General features: G+C 40.4%; 17 protein-coding genes. 14 read left to right on the forward strand and 3 right to left on the reverse strand.

All coding sequences use genetic code 11. The annotated features are described in order from the left end of the window. The first annotated feature begins 239 nt into the window (after positions 1-239). The 6 genes from AC4EHJ_RS02190 to AC4EHJ_RS02215 all read left to right on the forward strand — a co-directional run bounded on the left by AC4EHJ_RS02190 (position 240) and on the right by AC4EHJ_RS02215 (position 7,111). Complete coding sequence (locus AC4EHJ_RS02190) at positions 240-683, forward strand: GNAT family N-acetyltransferase (RefSeq protein WP_490973955.1); 444 nt, start codon at positions 240-242, stop codon at positions 681-683. Between the two features lie 420 nt (positions 684-1,103). Continuing rightward, positions 1,104-1,535 carry a DUF4829 domain-containing protein gene (locus AC4EHJ_RS02195; RefSeq protein WP_490973956.1) on the forward strand — a complete coding sequence of 144 codons (432 nt, stop codon included), beginning with the start codon at positions 1,104-1,106 and terminating at the stop codon, positions 1,533-1,535. A 590-nt stretch (positions 1,536-2,125) separates the two neighbouring features. Then, positions 2,126-2,653, forward strand: a complete 528-nt coding sequence (locus tag AC4EHJ_RS02200) for a hypothetical protein (RefSeq protein WP_490973957.1) — start codon at positions 2,126-2,128, stop codon at positions 2,651-2,653. 1,154 nt (positions 2,654-3,807) lie between these two features. Beyond that, positions 3,808-5,310, forward strand: a complete 1,503-nt coding sequence (locus tag AC4EHJ_RS02205) for a glycoside hydrolase family 32 protein (RefSeq protein ID WP_490973958.1) — start codon at positions 3,808-3,810, stop codon at positions 5,308-5,310. A gap of 1 nt (position 5,311) precedes the next feature. Then, positions 5,312-6,277 (forward strand): carbohydrate kinase family protein, encoded by a 966-nt coding sequence (locus AC4EHJ_RS02210; protein ID WP_490973959.1) that lies wholly within the window; start codon positions 5,312-5,314, stop codon positions 6,275-6,277. A 264-nt stretch (positions 6,278-6,541) separates the two neighbouring features. Continuing rightward, complete coding sequence (locus AC4EHJ_RS02215; protein ID WP_490973960.1) at positions 6,542-7,111, forward strand: sugar O-acetyltransferase; 570 nt, start codon at positions 6,542-6,544, stop codon at positions 7,109-7,111. A 449-nt stretch (positions 7,112-7,560) separates the two neighbouring features. On the opposite strand, the gene AC4EHJ_RS02220 is transcribed toward AC4EHJ_RS02215, so the two are convergent. After that, positions 7,561-8,124 (reverse strand): cysteine hydrolase family protein, encoded by a 564-nt coding sequence (locus AC4EHJ_RS02220; protein WP_490975602.1) that lies wholly within the window; start codon positions 8,122-8,124, stop codon positions 7,561-7,563. Positions 8,125-8,244: 120 nt separating this feature from the next. On the opposite strand from AC4EHJ_RS02220, the gene AC4EHJ_RS02225 reads away from it, so the two are divergent. After that, positions 8,245-8,688 carry an Lrp/AsnC family transcriptional regulator gene (locus AC4EHJ_RS02225; protein WP_490973961.1) on the forward strand — a complete coding sequence of 148 codons (444 nt, stop codon included), beginning with the start codon at positions 8,245-8,247 and terminating at the stop codon, positions 8,686-8,688. 367 nt (positions 8,689-9,055) lie between these two features. Here AC4EHJ_RS02225 and AC4EHJ_RS02230 read toward each other — a convergent pair whose 3' ends face one another. Continuing rightward, positions 9,056-9,391, reverse strand: a complete 336-nt coding sequence (locus tag AC4EHJ_RS02230) for a winged helix-turn-helix transcriptional regulator (RefSeq protein WP_490973962.1) — start codon at positions 9,389-9,391, stop codon at positions 9,056-9,058. 679 nt (positions 9,392-10,070) lie between these two features. On the opposite strand from AC4EHJ_RS02230, the gene AC4EHJ_RS02235 reads away from it, so the two are divergent. The 6 genes from AC4EHJ_RS02235 (at position 10,071) to AC4EHJ_RS02260 (ending at position 14,593) form a co-directional block, all read left to right on the forward strand. Further along, the gene (locus AC4EHJ_RS02235) at positions 10,071-10,844 is read left to right on the forward strand and encodes an MBL fold metallo-hydrolase (protein WP_490975603.1); all 774 of its coding nucleotides are present in this window, start codon (positions 10,071-10,073) and stop codon (positions 10,842-10,844) included. Between the two features lie 133 nt (positions 10,845-10,977). Beyond that, complete coding sequence (locus tag AC4EHJ_RS02240) at positions 10,978-11,538, forward strand: GNAT family N-acetyltransferase (protein ID WP_490973963.1); 561 nt, start codon at positions 10,978-10,980, stop codon at positions 11,536-11,538. Positions 11,539-11,676: 138 nt separating this feature from the next. Beyond that, on the forward strand, positions 11,677-12,678 hold the full coding sequence (locus AC4EHJ_RS02245) for an LLM class flavin-dependent oxidoreductase (RefSeq protein WP_490973964.1): 1,002 nt from the start codon (positions 11,677-11,679) through the stop codon (positions 12,676-12,678). Between the two features lie 488 nt (positions 12,679-13,166). After that, on the forward strand, positions 13,167-13,937 hold the full coding sequence (sdhB, locus tag AC4EHJ_RS02250) for a succinate dehydrogenase iron-sulfur subunit (protein WP_490973965.1): 771 nt from the start codon (positions 13,167-13,169) through the stop codon (positions 13,935-13,937). Between the two features lie 35 nt (positions 13,938-13,972). Continuing rightward, positions 13,973-14,281, forward strand: coding sequence for a cupin domain-containing protein (locus AC4EHJ_RS02255; protein ID WP_490973966.1), 309 nt, complete (start codon positions 13,973-13,975; stop codon positions 14,279-14,281). Positions 14,282-14,359: 78 nt separating this feature from the next. Continuing rightward, positions 14,360-14,593: a hexameric tyrosine-coordinated heme protein gene (locus AC4EHJ_RS02260; RefSeq protein ID WP_490973967.1), complete on the forward strand. Its 234-nt coding sequence runs from the start codon at positions 14,360-14,362 to the stop codon at positions 14,591-14,593. Between the two features lie 184 nt (positions 14,594-14,777). On the opposite strand, the gene AC4EHJ_RS02265 is transcribed toward AC4EHJ_RS02260, so the two are convergent. Further along, positions 14,778-15,554: an ion channel gene (locus tag AC4EHJ_RS02265; protein ID WP_490973968.1), complete on the reverse strand. Its 777-nt coding sequence runs from the start codon at positions 15,552-15,554 to the stop codon at positions 14,778-14,780. A 113-nt stretch (positions 15,555-15,667) separates the two neighbouring features. On the opposite strand from AC4EHJ_RS02265, the gene AC4EHJ_RS02270 reads away from it, so the two are divergent. Beyond that, the gene (locus AC4EHJ_RS02270) at positions 15,668-16,153 is read left to right on the forward strand and encodes a hypothetical protein (RefSeq protein ID WP_490973969.1); all 486 of its coding nucleotides are present in this window, start codon (positions 15,668-15,670) and stop codon (positions 16,151-16,153) included. The last annotated feature ends 34 nt before the right edge of the window (positions 16,154-16,187 follow it).

Consider the following 16,187-nt stretch of genomic DNA (forward strand, 5'->3'; position numbering starts at 1 on the left):
ATCTCTCCTTGCTTTAAATTATATGTGACTACTGTACCAAATTATTTCCAGCAAAGTTTTATCTTTTCTGAAATACGGATATGTAAGGGGATTTCTTTATTGAATCTGAATGTAACTTAATACTAATTAAGTTACATTCAGATTACGGTAATTCATAAGTAAGGAGACTAGAATTGAATATTAGAAAAGCAAATTTTTTGGATGCAAGGGGAATAGCTCAAGTTCATGTTGATAGCTGGATGACTACGTATCGAAACATCGTTCCGGACGACTACTTGAATCAACTGACATACGATGCCAGGGAACAATTATGGCAGCAGAATCTTGAAAATGGCGATGTCTTTGTCGCAGAAGACGAAAAGGGAAAGATCATCGGTTTTGCGGACGGCGGCAAAGAAAGGACGGGGAACTATGACAAGCTGGACGGCGAAGTCTATTCCATCTATGTATTGCAACATGAACAGAACAAAGGCGTAGGAAGATTTCTGCTAAAAGAAGTGGTCAACGATTTGAAGAACCAAGGCGTGAATTCGGTGCTCATCTGGGTGTTGAAGGATAATCGCTCTTGTAGGTTTTATGAAAAGATGGGAGGCAAGGTCGTGGACAGCAAATCCTTAGAAATCTCCGGCAAACGGTTGATCGAAGTCGCATATGGATGGGAAGACCTCACCATAATAAAATGAGTCATCCCTAAATTTCTAAAGAGGTTTGAATGTACCTTATTCTAAAGTAAGATACAGTTAGAAATCTGTATTTCATAAACTTTCCGACGAAAACAGACGAAAACTGCATTTGCAAGAAAAAATGATACATTCAAAAAATTTTTCTTAATGAGTGCAATTTACATATCATGATGATTCACTCGATATCAAGGGGAAGACACTGAAATTAACCAAGATGTTCTTAATCTGGAGACATACCTATCCATAATGGATAATGGAATAGCACGATTTACTGTGTGCATATTACAGGGAAATAAGTGACTATGAAATTCGGCAGAGCTGCTAAACCACTATCTAAGATGAATGAGAAGGAGCCAGTTTCAGGTCATTCACGTTATCTAATACATACAAGTGTCTGAAAATAAATGATGGGGGGATCATATGAAGAAGATTTTATTTGTCCTTTGTCTGGTTTTTGTGTTGATAGCCAGTGTATTTTACAGCCAATCCGGCAAAGCTACTGATGTGCAAGTGAATTTGGGAGAGTCTGTGAAGTTTTCTGATGAGGAATTAACTAATGCGGCAATAGCTGTAAAGAAAGAGGTCAGGAATTTTAAGGGCGTGGAACTTAAAGAGTTATGGTTTATGGAAGAAGAATCAGACAGAGTGGTTAAAGATTATATGAAGTATGGCCATGGTTCATCAAACGGAATAAAGAAAGAAAATGTAATCGTTCTGGTATCTAATTTTAAGACGGATGCTAAAGGTGGCGACGGCGGCTTTGAGCCTGATTTTTTATACACCGATTGGAACTGGATTCTAATTAGGGATGATCATTCCGGCAAGTGGCACGTCGATGACTGGGGATACTGAATAAAATTTGTAAATCCCAAACTTCTGAATGAAGTTTGAGCCAGGTCTGTAGACAAACTCAATAAAATGAGTTTGTCTACAGACCTGGCCCTCCATTAGAAAAAACATGCACTCAAAAGGCTACCCGATAAAGTTTTAAAAATCGAATCTCAAAAGGATATAGGTTTACATATCAAGCATTATTGGAAGACAAGAAACTTGAGTAAGAGGTTCTTGTTTTTTAGTTTGTAACCGTATCATTTTACGAACGTTTTATTCTGAAATTATGCATCTGTCATTTAGATCCTAAGGAAAAGTGAAATGGACCAAATACAAGTACATTTAGACTTAGGTTAGGCAACACTTGAAGTCAGCTCTTGAAGGTTCACCTATAGCCAGAAATAAAGATGGAGCTTTTCCTATTTTCCATTAAAAAAAAGTCCACCAAATCGGATGTGAAATGGAGGGCTTTTCAATTTATATTTATCCTTTTTGTACTTCAAAAAATAACCCGTTGCCTTCAAGATGTTTTTTTAGATAAATAAATAAGTTTGAATATTCTTGAAAAAGGGTAATTTACTATGTAGACTTTTTAAACGAGGGGGATCAATATGGAAAAAAATAATCGTGATGATTCTGTCCGAAAAGATTTGCAAGACACGCAGCAATTCCAGGCGGCAGATGCAGGTACAGATAGGAATATCGAAAAAAAAGAACAAGGGGATAACGAACTTCGAGAAAGAGGCAGTTCAAATACTAACAACGATAGTTCGAACGAGCCTTACTCTTCTGATGGGGACACTACACTTAGAAAAAAAGACCCGAATAATCCAGCAGACTGGCGGGAATCTGATGCACCAAATCCGAGTAAAGAAACAAGCGGTTGGCAATCAAGCAATGATTCGGATGACACCATTCGGGAACCAGAGGGAACCTATACAACGGGGGAACGTGGAAACGTAATAAACAGCGCAACTTGGGATCCAGAGAGTCACCTGCGTGAAGAAGATGTAGGGCATATAGATGTGAATGATTACACCCAAAACACCTCATCTGAAAACCAAACGAAGGAACAACAGATCAAACAGTCCGAAGAGCCTGTAAACGTGAACAAAGACCGTGTTCAAAAGGAAAAGTAAATGTAGGAAAGCACGTGGTGGTGGAAAACCAATCCATTGATGTGCCGAACTACCCCTCATATACCTGAGAAACAGAGAAGAAAATTACAATTTTCTTCTCTGTTTCTTTATTTTTGTCTCAAGCTGCTTTCATGATTTCTGAGCATCAACTTCGGAAAGAAGTAACCGAAGCGATGCTTGAATTGTGCAAAACAGGAGATATTCAATAGATTTGATGAAATAGAATTTAATTACAGTGATTAATTCCAAAGAGTCCTCTTAACGAATGATTTGTTAATATTTCAGCAGTTATTAGAAGTACCAGTTATTCTAATAGCAAAACACAGAAGAAGAGATTGGCTGATTCGTGTCACTGCCGGTGATAAAATACCCAATAACGCCGTTTTAAAATTCCCCATTTATCAAGGATAATTGACATATACCATCTTGTAGCGGAGTATGTGTCGATGTTGAAAATAGAGGAAATTTTTATGATTCGGGAACTGCACCAAAAAGAATGATCGCTAACGGCCATTGCCGAAAATACCGGCTTTGACCGGAAAACCATACGGAAATACATAAATGCCGGACCAAAGCAGAAAATTTAGACAAGGAATTCGTTTAGAAAATCGTTGTAGCAAAATAACGATATTATTCAATCGAAGCTTCAAAAGATTAGAGGGAATCTTTTCCGAGGAGCAGTCGATTAACATGACAAGATGCCCATCAGCTTGGGATTTGGGCAGTAAATTTGAGGCTTCCTCGACTGTAAAAATTGTGTTTTTTCAAGTTGTTTGACAAGCTCATTTCGTTATTCCCATGCTATAATTAGGTATAAGCAAAGAGGAGTTTGTCGAGCATCACCGCGATATTACGAACCTGGAAAACCGTGTTATGGCTCCATTAGTCCACCAACAATGTTGTCCTCAGCTTCACTTGCTTAGTCGCTTCCACACCAGCAGCATAGAGCAAGAAAAACTATTCTTATCTATGTATTTGAGTTATCTTGATTGAAGAATCACAGGTGACAAGAAGATAGGCACATTCTAAAAGCCCTTTTTGGAACCTCTTCCAAAAAGGGCTTTTTGTAGGGGAAAAGGAGTTTAGAGATATTCAAGGTTTTTGTAATGTGTTATACCGTAAGATTTGCTTTTATTAAAAGGAGCATGCTAAAAATGGAACTGCAGCGGGAGAAGAAATACATCCGGCTCGATCAAGTCAGCCAGCAAGAGATCGATTCATTGATTTCGAAGGTCAATAGCTGTTTGTGGCGGCAAACGTTTCATATTCAACCGGTTTCCGGGCTTCTCAATGATCCGAACGGCTTCTGTAACTATAACGGGGAATACCATCTGTTTTATCAATGGCATCCGTTAGGGCCGGTTCACGGCTTGAAATATTGGTACCATACCAAGTCCACAGATCTTGTGAACTGGAAGAATGTCGGGATCGCCATCCAACCGGACGATTATTTTGACAGCCATGGTGCGTATTCGGGAAGTGCCGTTGAACACGAAGGAAAAATCTATTTGTTGTACACGGGTAATACGCGGGATGAGCATTTTGAAAGACATCCCCATCAATGTATTGCCATTATGGATGCCGAGGGGAAAATCACGAAATTGGAAAAATCCGTTCTGGATAATGTCCCAGCTGGGTATACAGAGCATTTTCGCGATCCGAAAGTGTGGAGAGAGGGAGACCGTTTTTACGCGGTGATCGGAGCGCAACGAACGGATAAGACAGGGACCGTCTGTTTATTAAGTTCACCTAATCTGCTGGATTGGAAATTTGAAGGAGAACTGGACACAGAATTGGATTCCTTCGGATTCATGTGGGAATGTCCGGATTATTTTGAAATTGAAAATCAAGGCGTCCTGATTTTCTCTCCGCAAGGACTAGAACCTGAAGGGGATCTTTATCAAAATATTTACCAAGCGGGTTATGTGATGGGCAAGAAAATCGATCTGGAGCGAAAAGAATTGATCCACGAACATTTCATCGAACTGGACAGAGGCTTTGATTTTTATGCGCCCCATACGATGCAGGACCCGAATGGCAGACGTCTGTTGGTCGGCTGGATGGGGTTACCTGAAATCGAATACCCTACCGACATTAATGGATGGGCGCATTGTTTGACGATTCCTCGGGAATTGTCGGTCGACGATGGGAAACTGATTCAAAAACCTGTTCCCGAACTTCAGTCGCTGCGCAAAAAGAAAGTCCAAGCAGCGGATACCCTTTCAAATGAAAAGAAAGTGTATGAAGGATTTTCCGGTGACACCTATGAACTGGTGTGCGAGTTTGAACAGAGAGATGCTTTGGAATACGGAATCGAGTTCCGGGCGAATGGAGATGAAAAAACGGTGATTACGTATGATGCGGTCCAGGGGAAAGTCATCCTTGACCGAACGCTATCGGGCCAAGTGATTGGCAGCACATTCGGAACGGTAAGGAAATGCCACATCGATGGCGATGTGTACAAATTCCATTTGTTCGTCGATTCTTCATCAGTGGAGATTTTTGTGAACGATGGTGCAGAAGTGTTTAGCTCCCGGATTTTTCCGGATGGCAAAAGCCAGGAAATCCGCTTTTTTACAAAGGGTGGGTCTGCATCGTTCAAAGCGGTGAAGTGGGATTATAAAACAGCGCAAGGCATAAGTAGAGAGGTGTGCTGAAATGGGGCAGCTGTTTTCCATTGGCGAACTATTAATAGACTTTATTCCGCATGAAAAAGGAGTGGCATTGAAAGATGTAGTTTCGTTTACGCGAGTTCCGGGCGGTGCACCGGCAAATGTGGCAGCTGCGGTTGCAAAGTTTGGCGGAAAGGCTTCACTGATCACCAAATTAGGGGAAGATGCCTTTGGTGATTTTCTTTTGGAGCAGCTTATAGAGGCCGGTGTAGGCATAGATAAGGTATTCAGAACAAAAGAGGCGAAAACCGGCCTCGCGTTTGTTTCTTTGCGTGAAAATGGAGAACGCGACTTTTCATTCTACCGGAATCCTTCTGCAGATTTACTCTTTCGGGATTCAGAAATAGATGCCGACTGGTTCAATCATGGGGATATCTTGCACTTTTGTTCGGTGGATTTAGTGGAGAGCCCGATGAAAAAAGCACATGTGAAAGCGATTCAAGCAGTCAAGGTGCGCGGCGGGGTCATCAGTTTTGATCCCAATGTGCGTCTGCCACTTTGGGACGATCCGCAGGAATGTCGAAAGACGATTCTGGATTTTATACCAATGGCGCATATTGTTAAAGTTTCTGATGAAGAACTGGAGTTTATAACGGGTATAGCGGAAGAACAAAAAGCAATTGCGTCTTTGTTTACAGGGGATGTAAAGGTAGTGGTGCTGACAAAAGGTGCGAAAGGTGCAGATCTCTACGTCCTGAACAAAAAATATTCATCCGCGGGATATTCTGTCGAAGTAGAGGACACAACGGGCGCAGGAGATGCGTTCATCGGCGGCTTCTTGTATCAGCTGTTGAATCTGGATACTGATCAAGATAATTTAGTGGCCATAGTAAGTAAGCATCATCAAGAAATACTGGCATTTGCAAACGCTAGCGGAGCACTGTCAACTACTGGAAAAGGGGCAATCTCTTCTCTGCCTACGAAAGAACAAATTATGCAATTATTAAAATAAAACAAACTATTATGAATGGGTTAGTTTGTTGAACCAAGTTTAAGACTTAGCTCATGAACAAATTTTAAAGAGAAGGAGGCGACAGCGCTTTTTCTCTTGTTTTTTTGCAAAATAGTTTCTTCTTTTTTATTAATGATGTTTTCACAAACACTTCGTCTATATTATGTTACTTCATTATTTCACTAGCAATATAACCTAACAGATTTTATCTGAAAATAATTAGGGTATTGGTAGTTATAAGAAAAGATTAAAAGGAGGATTTTAATGGAGATCAGTGACTTTATAGCGCATATGAACCGAGGAGAAGCAGTGGAAGGTGGTTCGGAAATGCACCGAATGATGCATCAGCTCTCACAGGAAGCATTAAAAATAACTGTAGAATTGAACGGGCGTTATCATACTCCCGCAGAAGTTCGGGAACTGTTTTCCCAGTTAATTGGTGAATCGGTAGACCCTACGTTTGCTTTGTTCCCGCCTTTTTATACGGATTGCGGGAAAAATATCCATGTGGGCAAGAATGTCTTTATCAACTCAGGTTGCCGTTTTCAGGATCAAGGAGGTATTACCATTGGCGATAATGCTCTCATTGGACACAATGCGGTATTGGCTACACTGAATCACGACATCGATCCCAAAAAGCGCAGCACGATGCATCCCGCGCCTATTACGATTGGGAAAGACGTCTGGATTGGAGCAAATGCCACAATTCTTCCCGGTGTTGAAATTGGAGATGGTGCTGTTATTGCCGCAGGTGCAGTTGTTACTCGAAATGTGCCTCCTAATGTAATTGCAGGGGGTGTGCCTGCGAAAGTGCTAAAGAAAATCGAAGCCTAGTCAGAAATAAATCAGTGAACTGTCTAATACTAGGCAATGAAAAAAGAAGGTGGCTGATTAGCATTGACTATCCTCTTCAAGCCCTATAGAGATACTTTCATACACACTTTGAAAGGGGTAAAAGGAAGGGTGCTGATGTTATATAAAATAGTTCAGAAGCTAATGTATAGCTAAGCAAGCAGCGAAGAAACACGGTTTTCCTCTTGGAACCCCAAGAGCGATAACTTAGAGAATGTTATCTCGGTCAACATATCGCCAGATTATCAGTAGCTGCATATACAGAAAGGGAGAGAAGAAGCTGTGGACAGCAAAAGTACTGCCCCCCAAAAGTTAGAGTGGAAAATCAACTTTTGGGGGGCAGTACCAAGTCTTCTCTTTGATTTTAATAGATAGGTATAAATGGAAGCTTGCAAAAAAACAAGCTTCCATTTATATTGAAGTCATCATTTCTAGAGGATTTCGACTTTCTGTTGCAAGAAATCCTCGGTCGATGTTACTTCGGCATACATACCTTGGAGTGCGCCGACAAACGCATAATGAACCTGTTCTGCCGGAACGATCTGATCTTGATAAGTTAACTCTCTTGTCGCGCAAGCATCTTCGATCAGTGTCGTTTCGTAACCCAAATCCACGGCAGCGCGCACGGTGGCATCAATGCACATATGTGTCATCATACCAACCACTACTAACTTGGTTATCCCTTTTTCTTTTAATTGGCTTTCTAATTCTGTTTGTAGAAAGCTGTTTGCGAAATGTTTGACGATGACGCTTTCATGTTCTAACGGCTGAACCGCTTCATGTATTTCAGTACCTTCGGTGTCTGGAAGAAAGAATCCCATAGCGGGGTTGCTGGCAATATGCTGAACATGGAAAATATTTTCTTTGTGATTTTGTCTAAACCATTCCAGAACTTTAGCTGCATTGGCAGCTGCGCTTTCAGGATTGCTCAATTCCATTTTTCCGTTTGGAAAATAGTCCTTTTGTATATCGACAATGATTAAAGCTGTGCTCATTTTTTCCACCCCATTCATAAATTTTTCCTACAAGTTAATGATATACAGGTTCCAGGTTTTTATCGATAGGCTGATGAAGCATTTTTGTGTTAAAACATTTCACCATGAAAGGAAGCTACTATGGAACTTAACAATATTGATTTTCAAATCCTTCGCTTGTTGTCTGAAAACTCACGTATCCAGTGGAAAGACCTGGGTGAACAAATTCATATGACAGGACAGGCAGTTGGGAATCGCATCAAAAAACTAGAGGACAGCGGTGTCATTAAAGCTTATTCCCTGATCGTTGATGAAATGAAGTTAGGTTTTTCTTATACCGCTTTTGTCATCATTTACATGAAAACAGCCAACCACGGGAGGTTCATCGATTTTCTTAACGAACGACAAGAGGTGGTTGAAGCACATCGGGTGTCAGGAGAAGGTTGTTACCACTTGAAAATAAAAGTGGCTTCCCAAGAACAATTAAATCTTTTTTTGAATGCAGTTCTTGATTACGGGAATTATACCTTGTACCTTTCCATAAATGAAATCAAACAACGCAGTTCATTAATTGTCGGCAGTTAATTCCATGGATTTTATTCAGAGGATTGGATCGTGCAAACCCTGGCCTTGGTTCCTTCTTTACACGATTTTCTTATAGAGCGAATTTTTTAGTAAATACAATTTCCAAATTGAGCATTTTTTTCGCATAATCATGCGATGTACAATAACGGTAAAGTGCACAAAGGCAGCTGAACAGACCTGTTCGGCTGTTTTTTTTTAGTTAGCCATTTCTGAATAAAAAATTACTGGCTGGCATTATCAAAAAAGGCTGAGATTCTTGATCAAACAAGAATCTCGGCCTTTTTCCTATTCCCTAACTCCTCAAATTTCATGCAACTCCAATGCTTGCTGATGTTGCTGGAAAACTTAGCGAGTCGGTATTGTTTTTTTATTTCTCTTTATTGAATTCGCCCCATTGGCACATCTCTTGAATGATCGGCCAGAGCGTTTTTCCTTTCTCCGTAAGGCTATATTCAACCTTAGGGGGAATTTGCGGATATTCCTCACGATGAACTAAACCATCACTTTCCATTTCCTTCAATGTTGAACTAAGCGTCCTGTAAGTTATTTTGCCAATCATACGCTGAAGTTCGTTATAACGCACTGCATTGTTGTTCGATAAATAGTAAATAACCAACAGTTTCCATTTTCCATTGATGATGGAAAGTGTATAGCCAAAGAAGGTTTCCTGGTTATCAGCCACATTGATTTTTGATGTTTTCATGTTTACACTATCCTTTCTGATAGTATATGCGAAAAAAGTGCATACTTGTTTATGGATTTGTACTCACTATATAATACATTTAACTTCGAGTAAAGAGTTGCGGCATTTTAATCGTGAAATTTCAGGTAGTATGCACCTTGCGATTTCTTTAACATTCAACGGCGTTGAAAAAAAGTGTTAAATCGAAGTTCTATTGAGGAGGAGGATCAGAAAAATGAGTTGACACATCACTATGAAGAGTTGAAGAAACTAATGCCATACTCGTCGGCCATGCTTTAAGTTGGTGGCTTATATAATAACTTCTGCAGTGAAGGAAGAAGGGGTGGCATACGTTGTCCAATCACTGATTTCAGGCAATAAAAATCCTGTATTCTTCCGCCCGCGAAATATCTTACGTTCACAAATATTCGTTGTAAACAAGGTTATACCGCTAAAGGAGCTGGATAAGTGTGGTCATGACTACAGAAGAGTCCTATCGGGTCATTAGGTTGTCGATCTTAACGAAAAAAGACTATTAAATTTTAGAAAAGAGGATTTATCAATTATGAAGAAATTCAAAAACACTTCTATGCTTACAATATCAATGCTTTTAGTGAGTGGCATATTAGCCGCTTGCGGCACCTCTCAGAATACCCAACCGGTTGATGAGCAAAATGCTTCTCTACAACAAGAGCAGGATATGACTGTCCAGCAAATACGAAATGCTACAGTAACAGTTGAATACGGTGGTCAAAAGTTCTTAATTGATCCTATGTTTTCCAAAAAAGGCGACTTTGATCCTTTCCTTCCTGCCGAAAGAGATGGTCGAAATCCAATCGTTGAATTGCCAATGTCCGTTGATGAGATTCTTGAGGGTGTAGACGCTGTCATCGTAACTCATACACATGAAGATCACTTTGACCAAGCAGCAAAAGAACAGCTGCCTAAAGACATGAAGCTGATTATGCAAGATGAAGCGGATGCTGAAATGGCCAAAGAAGCAGGATTCACGAATATTGAAGTCATGGAAGAAGAAGTAGGTATAGACTTTAATGGAGTTGAACTTACTGAAGTGGATGGTCGCCATGGACATGGGGAAACGGCAAAGCTCATGGGGAATGTGATGGGGATTGTCTTCCAACACAAGGATGAAAAAACTTTGTATCTAGCTGGTGATACCGTCTGGTATGAAGAAGTACAAGAGATTATCGATACCTACAAACCCGAAGTGATTATGCTAAACGGTGGCGAAAACCAATTTGTTGAAGATGGCCCAGTTGGCCCTCTTATTATGGGCAAAGAAGACATATACGAAGTATACAAGGCTGCTCCTGAAGCTGACATCGTTGTTAGCCATATGGAAGCAGTGAACCATTGGGGATTGTCCAGAGAAGAATTGAAGAACTTTATCAACGAAAAAGGGATCGAGTCTAATGTAGTTGTGCCGGATGACGGAGAAGCTTATTCGTATTAAGGTGGAAATAGAAAAACGTGTAATAGATCTCGACTTTTAGAGCAGGGGATCCTTGGAGGGTCTCTTTTATCCGTATTAAAATCAATCGGGCTCAAATGATGGCAGAAAAGAGTAACCAAAAGGAGTCAACGGTATGAATTTAAAATTAGAACCATTAACAAAAAAATCTAATGAATTCACTAAAGTAAAAGAGTTGTATGATGGATCATTCCCTAAAAATGAACGGATACCTATGAATCTTTTATTATGGAAAGCAAAAAAGGATTTTGTAGACTTCCTTGTTATTTATGATGAGGATGTATTTGTTGGCTTTACTTATTTAATCACCCGCGAAGATTTAACATATGTTCTGTATATCGCAATCGATGGCAATGCCAGATCAAAAGGCTATGGCGGCCGGGCACTTGCCGAAATTAAAGAGAAGTACACGGACAATCGAATCATCCTCAATATAGAAGTCATTGATGAGACTGCGAGCAACTACGAGCAACGGGTCACCAGAAGAAAGTTCTATACCCGGAATGGTTATGAAGGTTCATCATATTTATACAGGGATCGCTGGGGTTTATACGAGGTTATGATTCAGGGAGGCAAGGTTCATGCGGAAGAATTTCATGCTTTATTAAAAAGATTTGCAGGAACTTTGCTGTTTTCAGTTTTCAAGCCTCAAATCACACGATCCGCGGAAATGTAAAACAAGCTCTTAAACGAAGGGGCGTAGAACTCAAGAAGTTAAAGTTCATGAGCGGTGACTAAACGGTCTTTGCTGCCGTGAAGAAGGCATGCCCATTGCATAATAACGAAGCAAACAATAAATCTTAGAGGTGAAATGATGAAGAAATTTGATGTATCTGTTTTATCTGTTGCTCCATTAAGACAAGGTGAAACCATGAAACAAGGGATTGATTCTGCGGTATCGTTAGCGAAAGCGGTCGATAAGATGGGCTATAAACGGATTTGGTTTGCGGAACACCATAACCACGATGCCTATGCAAGTGCCGCTACCGTATCAATCGTGCAACATATATTGGCCAATACCGAAAACATTCGGGTAGGTTCAGGTGGAATTATGCTGCCGAACCATTCCCCGGTAGTCGTAGCAGAGCAATTTGGAACCCTTGAAACTTTGTATCCAAACCGGGTAGATTTAGCGTTAGGCCGAGCGCCGGGAACAGATCAAAAAACAGCTGATGTGATTCGCCGTTCGAATCATAATGGGGTGTTTTTCTTTGAACGGGAAGTCCGGGATATCTTGCGTTATGTGGGGGATGAAGAAGATCAGGGAGAGGTTCGTGCTTATCCAGGCATCGGGACCAATGTTCCGGTTCTAATTTTAGGTTCCTCAACCGGTTCAGCCAAAATCGCTGCGAATCTGGGACTGCCATATGCTTTTGGCGCTCAATTTTCACCTGAGGTGATGGAAGAAGCACTCGCGATTTATAGAGAAAACTTCCAGCCATCTGCTTATTTACATGAGCCTTATGTGATCGCTGCCATTAATGTGATTGCAGCAGACTCGATGGAAGAGGCTGCATTAATTTCCGCCAGCCATTTGCAGGTGTACATCGATATTTATACAAACAATTTAAGCCAGCTGATTCCGCCAACCAAGGATTTTCTTGAATCGTTATCACAAGGTGAATTGGAAATTCTTCATCATCGATTGGGGTATACCATCATGGGGGACGCCGAAACAACTCGCCGGGACATAATTGAATTCCAACAGACATACGCAGTAGATGAAATCATAGCCATATCCAATATCTACGAACCCAAAAAGGAAATTCATTCCTATGAAATTTTCAAGCAGGTTAGCGATGACTTATTTAAATAAAAGGTAATTCTTCTTTAAATCTAAATAATTTGACTGTTTTTCGTTCTGAGTTTGTTCGCTGTAGTCACAGTGCAGAAGAAGAGAACCAGGAGGAGTGAATCGCAAAAAAAAACGCCTAACTGTTTTAATAGTTAGGCGTTTTTGTGTATCACAGCGTATAAATGGTTTGGTTAGGATGAAGTTTTCTTGATTCACATCAAGGTCTCTGCAGCAGTCATGGTTTATATTAAGTGGAGAGGTGGTCTTAAGAATAAAATATTTATCCCGATTTAAAGATGTCCATTTAAAAAACTAACCTTTTCTAGGGAAAGAAAGCTACTTATAATTAGCTATAAATTATTTTCGGAATATTCAGATATAAATGTTACTATAAGGATGTATTGATTTATATTTAATGAAAATTTTAAGAGGTTCGCGGCAAAGAAGAGTTTCTTTACTCTGTAAATGATGTTTGTTCTTATATTCACGAAAGAAGGGATTGATTTATTTTGGGAGAAGCAGCAAAAACGGTAATTTTTGAAATCGAACGCCGAAATGCTCCAGATGGAGATTCGTATTTGGAAAAGTTCGAATTAGCATATCGTCCGAACATGAATGTCATCTCGGCATTGATGGAAATCCGTCGCAACCCTGTCAATATGGAAGGCGAAAAAACCACGCCGGTTGCATGGGATATGAACTGCTTGGAGGAAGTATGCGGGGCATGCTCTATGGTCATCAATGGCAAAGCGCGCCAATCATGTACAGCATTGGTCGATCAGCTGGAACAGCCTATTCGGCTGCAGCCGATGAAAACATTTCCGGTTGTCCGTGATTTGATCATTGACCGCAGTTCCATGTTCGATACATTGAAAAAATTGAAGGCTTGGATTCCGATTGACGGAACCCATGATCTTGGCGAAGGTCCGCGCATGCCGGAACGCAAACGCCAATGGGCGTATGAATTGTCCAAATGCATGACGTGCGGAGTCTGCTTGGAAGCATGCCCGAATGTCAATGACAAAACCGACTTTATCGGCGCAGCCCCAATTTCACAAGTACGCTTGATGAATGCGCATCCCACGGGTGCCATGAATAAAGATGAGCGCTTGAATTTGCTGATGGGGCCTGACGGAATCCAATTATGCGGGATGGCCCAAAACTGCGTGGAGTCCTGTCCGAAAGGCATCCCTTTGACAACATCCATCTCGTCGATGAACCGCGATACGACCGTTCAAATGTTTCGTAATTTCTTTGGAAGTGACAGGATGGTTGATTAGGCATAAGGATTGAAAAAGACGGACACTCTAAAATTATGAAGAAGAATGGAGTAAAAAATCATGGCGGTAAAAAACTGCAGGATCTGCAAACATATGATGAAGAAAAGATGGCAAAACAAATTGTTTTCAATGAACTAAAAAGCAAGGCCATCGTGTTTAACTTTCTCCCAGGGCAAGCGATGCCTCAGCATGGGCATCCTCATAAAAATGCCTACGTGTTTGTTATCGAAGGAAAAGGAATATGTTCTTTGGATGACGTCGATTCCGCTATTCGACAGGGGGATATCATTCACTGTAATTCCCAGCAAACAATCTCTATTAAAAATACTGAGCTGCATCAATGACGGTATATATCGTGCTTGCAGAAGAATAGATTGGCCGTTTTACAGAAGATAATTATAGAAATTATAGGAGGGAATTATATGAGTGAAGAATCTTGGTTGCCAACCCTAAAGACAGATACGCCCGAGGAAGGATACAACTTAGCCCTTAAGTTAGCACGTAAAGCTGTAGGAATGACTCAACCAGATGAAAATGTACGCAAAAAATTACGTCCAGTATATGCAAATAACGCAGATAGCCTAACTCTTGCTTCCCAAGTTGTGGCTATTAATTTTCAAACAGTAGCTGCAGCTAATAATTACTGGAGAGATTAGTGGCCATAAAGCAACTTAAAAAAATTTGCAAACTGAAAGTTGATATAGAGCATTCCTACCCCGAAGCGGCAGACCGAAATCTAATCCAATCTCACATCAAAAAACCGACGGCGAAAAAGAAATCCTTTCCGCCGCCGGTTTTATTTTAAGGACTTATAGGACAGCCGCGTTTTGTTCCTCAAGCTTATTTCGCTTCAGAAAAGATGGAGTGTACGGCCATTTTTGCTATAGTTCCGTTGGACATGATAAATTTATCCACCTTAATGTGCGAGAAACTCGGGATATGTTCCTCCCGTTCAATTTCCACGGTCGTATAAACACCTGGAGACATTCTTTCTACAGCTGTGGCAATCAGCAGCGATTTTCCATCAGTCAGCATCTGATCATCAATCCGGTCATCTGCAAAAATGAGAACCGCTTTGGCTCCTTGTACATTTGCCTGCTGCAGTACTTTTTCGTGCGTGGCATTTCCTCTGACATAGTGAATTCTGGTATTGATCTCTTTTGCTTTTTCAATCCGATCAATCACAACAACTTCGATTTGTTCATCTTGCTTCAGTATCTCCGCTATCGCATTTTCAGCTTTATACGACCAATCGATGATGATGATATGGTTTTGTCCCTTGAACATCAACTCACCTCTTTCTTCCCGTTTTTTATGTAACGATAGGCTTTCGATCGCTTTTCCGATGAATGACGCAAACAAGCCAATGCCGATTATGTATAAAAAAACAGCTGTAAAAATTCTTCCTGCACCGGTGGCAGGATAAAGGTCGCCGTAACCGACAGTCAGGATAGTCGTCATGGTGAACCACAATGCATCTGAATATCTGGTAAAAGTTGACGGCTCTATGACAGGCAGCATGAACGTACTGAATGCAATCAGTATGATTGTGCTGACAGTAAGTATTAGCCAGGAAAGGCTGGTCGCCTGCAGGTAAAGTCGGCGGAGTATAATCAATTCTGAACCTCCCTTTTTACTATTAGTATACACTAGTACATATGCGTGCCGGGAGAGCTGCATTTTATTCGCTTTTTCTCTAGCTTAAAGTTCTCAAGAAAGGGTGCATGAGTTTGAAACAAAGAAAAGCTAAAAGATTGTTGAAAGAATTAGTAAGTGAAGATGAAAAATATTTATCGATTACCGACGATCAGCTCATTGAAGAGGTTAAGGAAGAAATCATGGATTTGGAAATTTCCGCAGAAATTTTGAGCAATCATTTAACAGTGAAATATAAGCAAAGATTTGAATGTGAAAACAAAACTAATTTAAGAATTTGGGTTGCAAGAGATATAGATGGAACTGAATCAGAAGAAATTACCATGCTTGATTGCTTAGAAAAAGAATATCGATCCCAAATAGCAATCGATTATCTTGGTTCTAAATATGACGAAGATTTTTATGCGGACAGCATTTATTTGTGGCATTATTCCGGTAGTTCACGAAGAAGTATAGGAGGATTATATGATAGAGAAAAATTCACTCTTGAAAAAGACATTGAAGCAAAGCTGGAAAAATTGTTAGAGACGTTTAATGATTACGGCGCAGAGAAATCTTAGTATACTTACACAGCACTTATCGATATGAATAAGA

This window comes from Planococcus sp. TJ-301 (assembly GCF_058268475.1).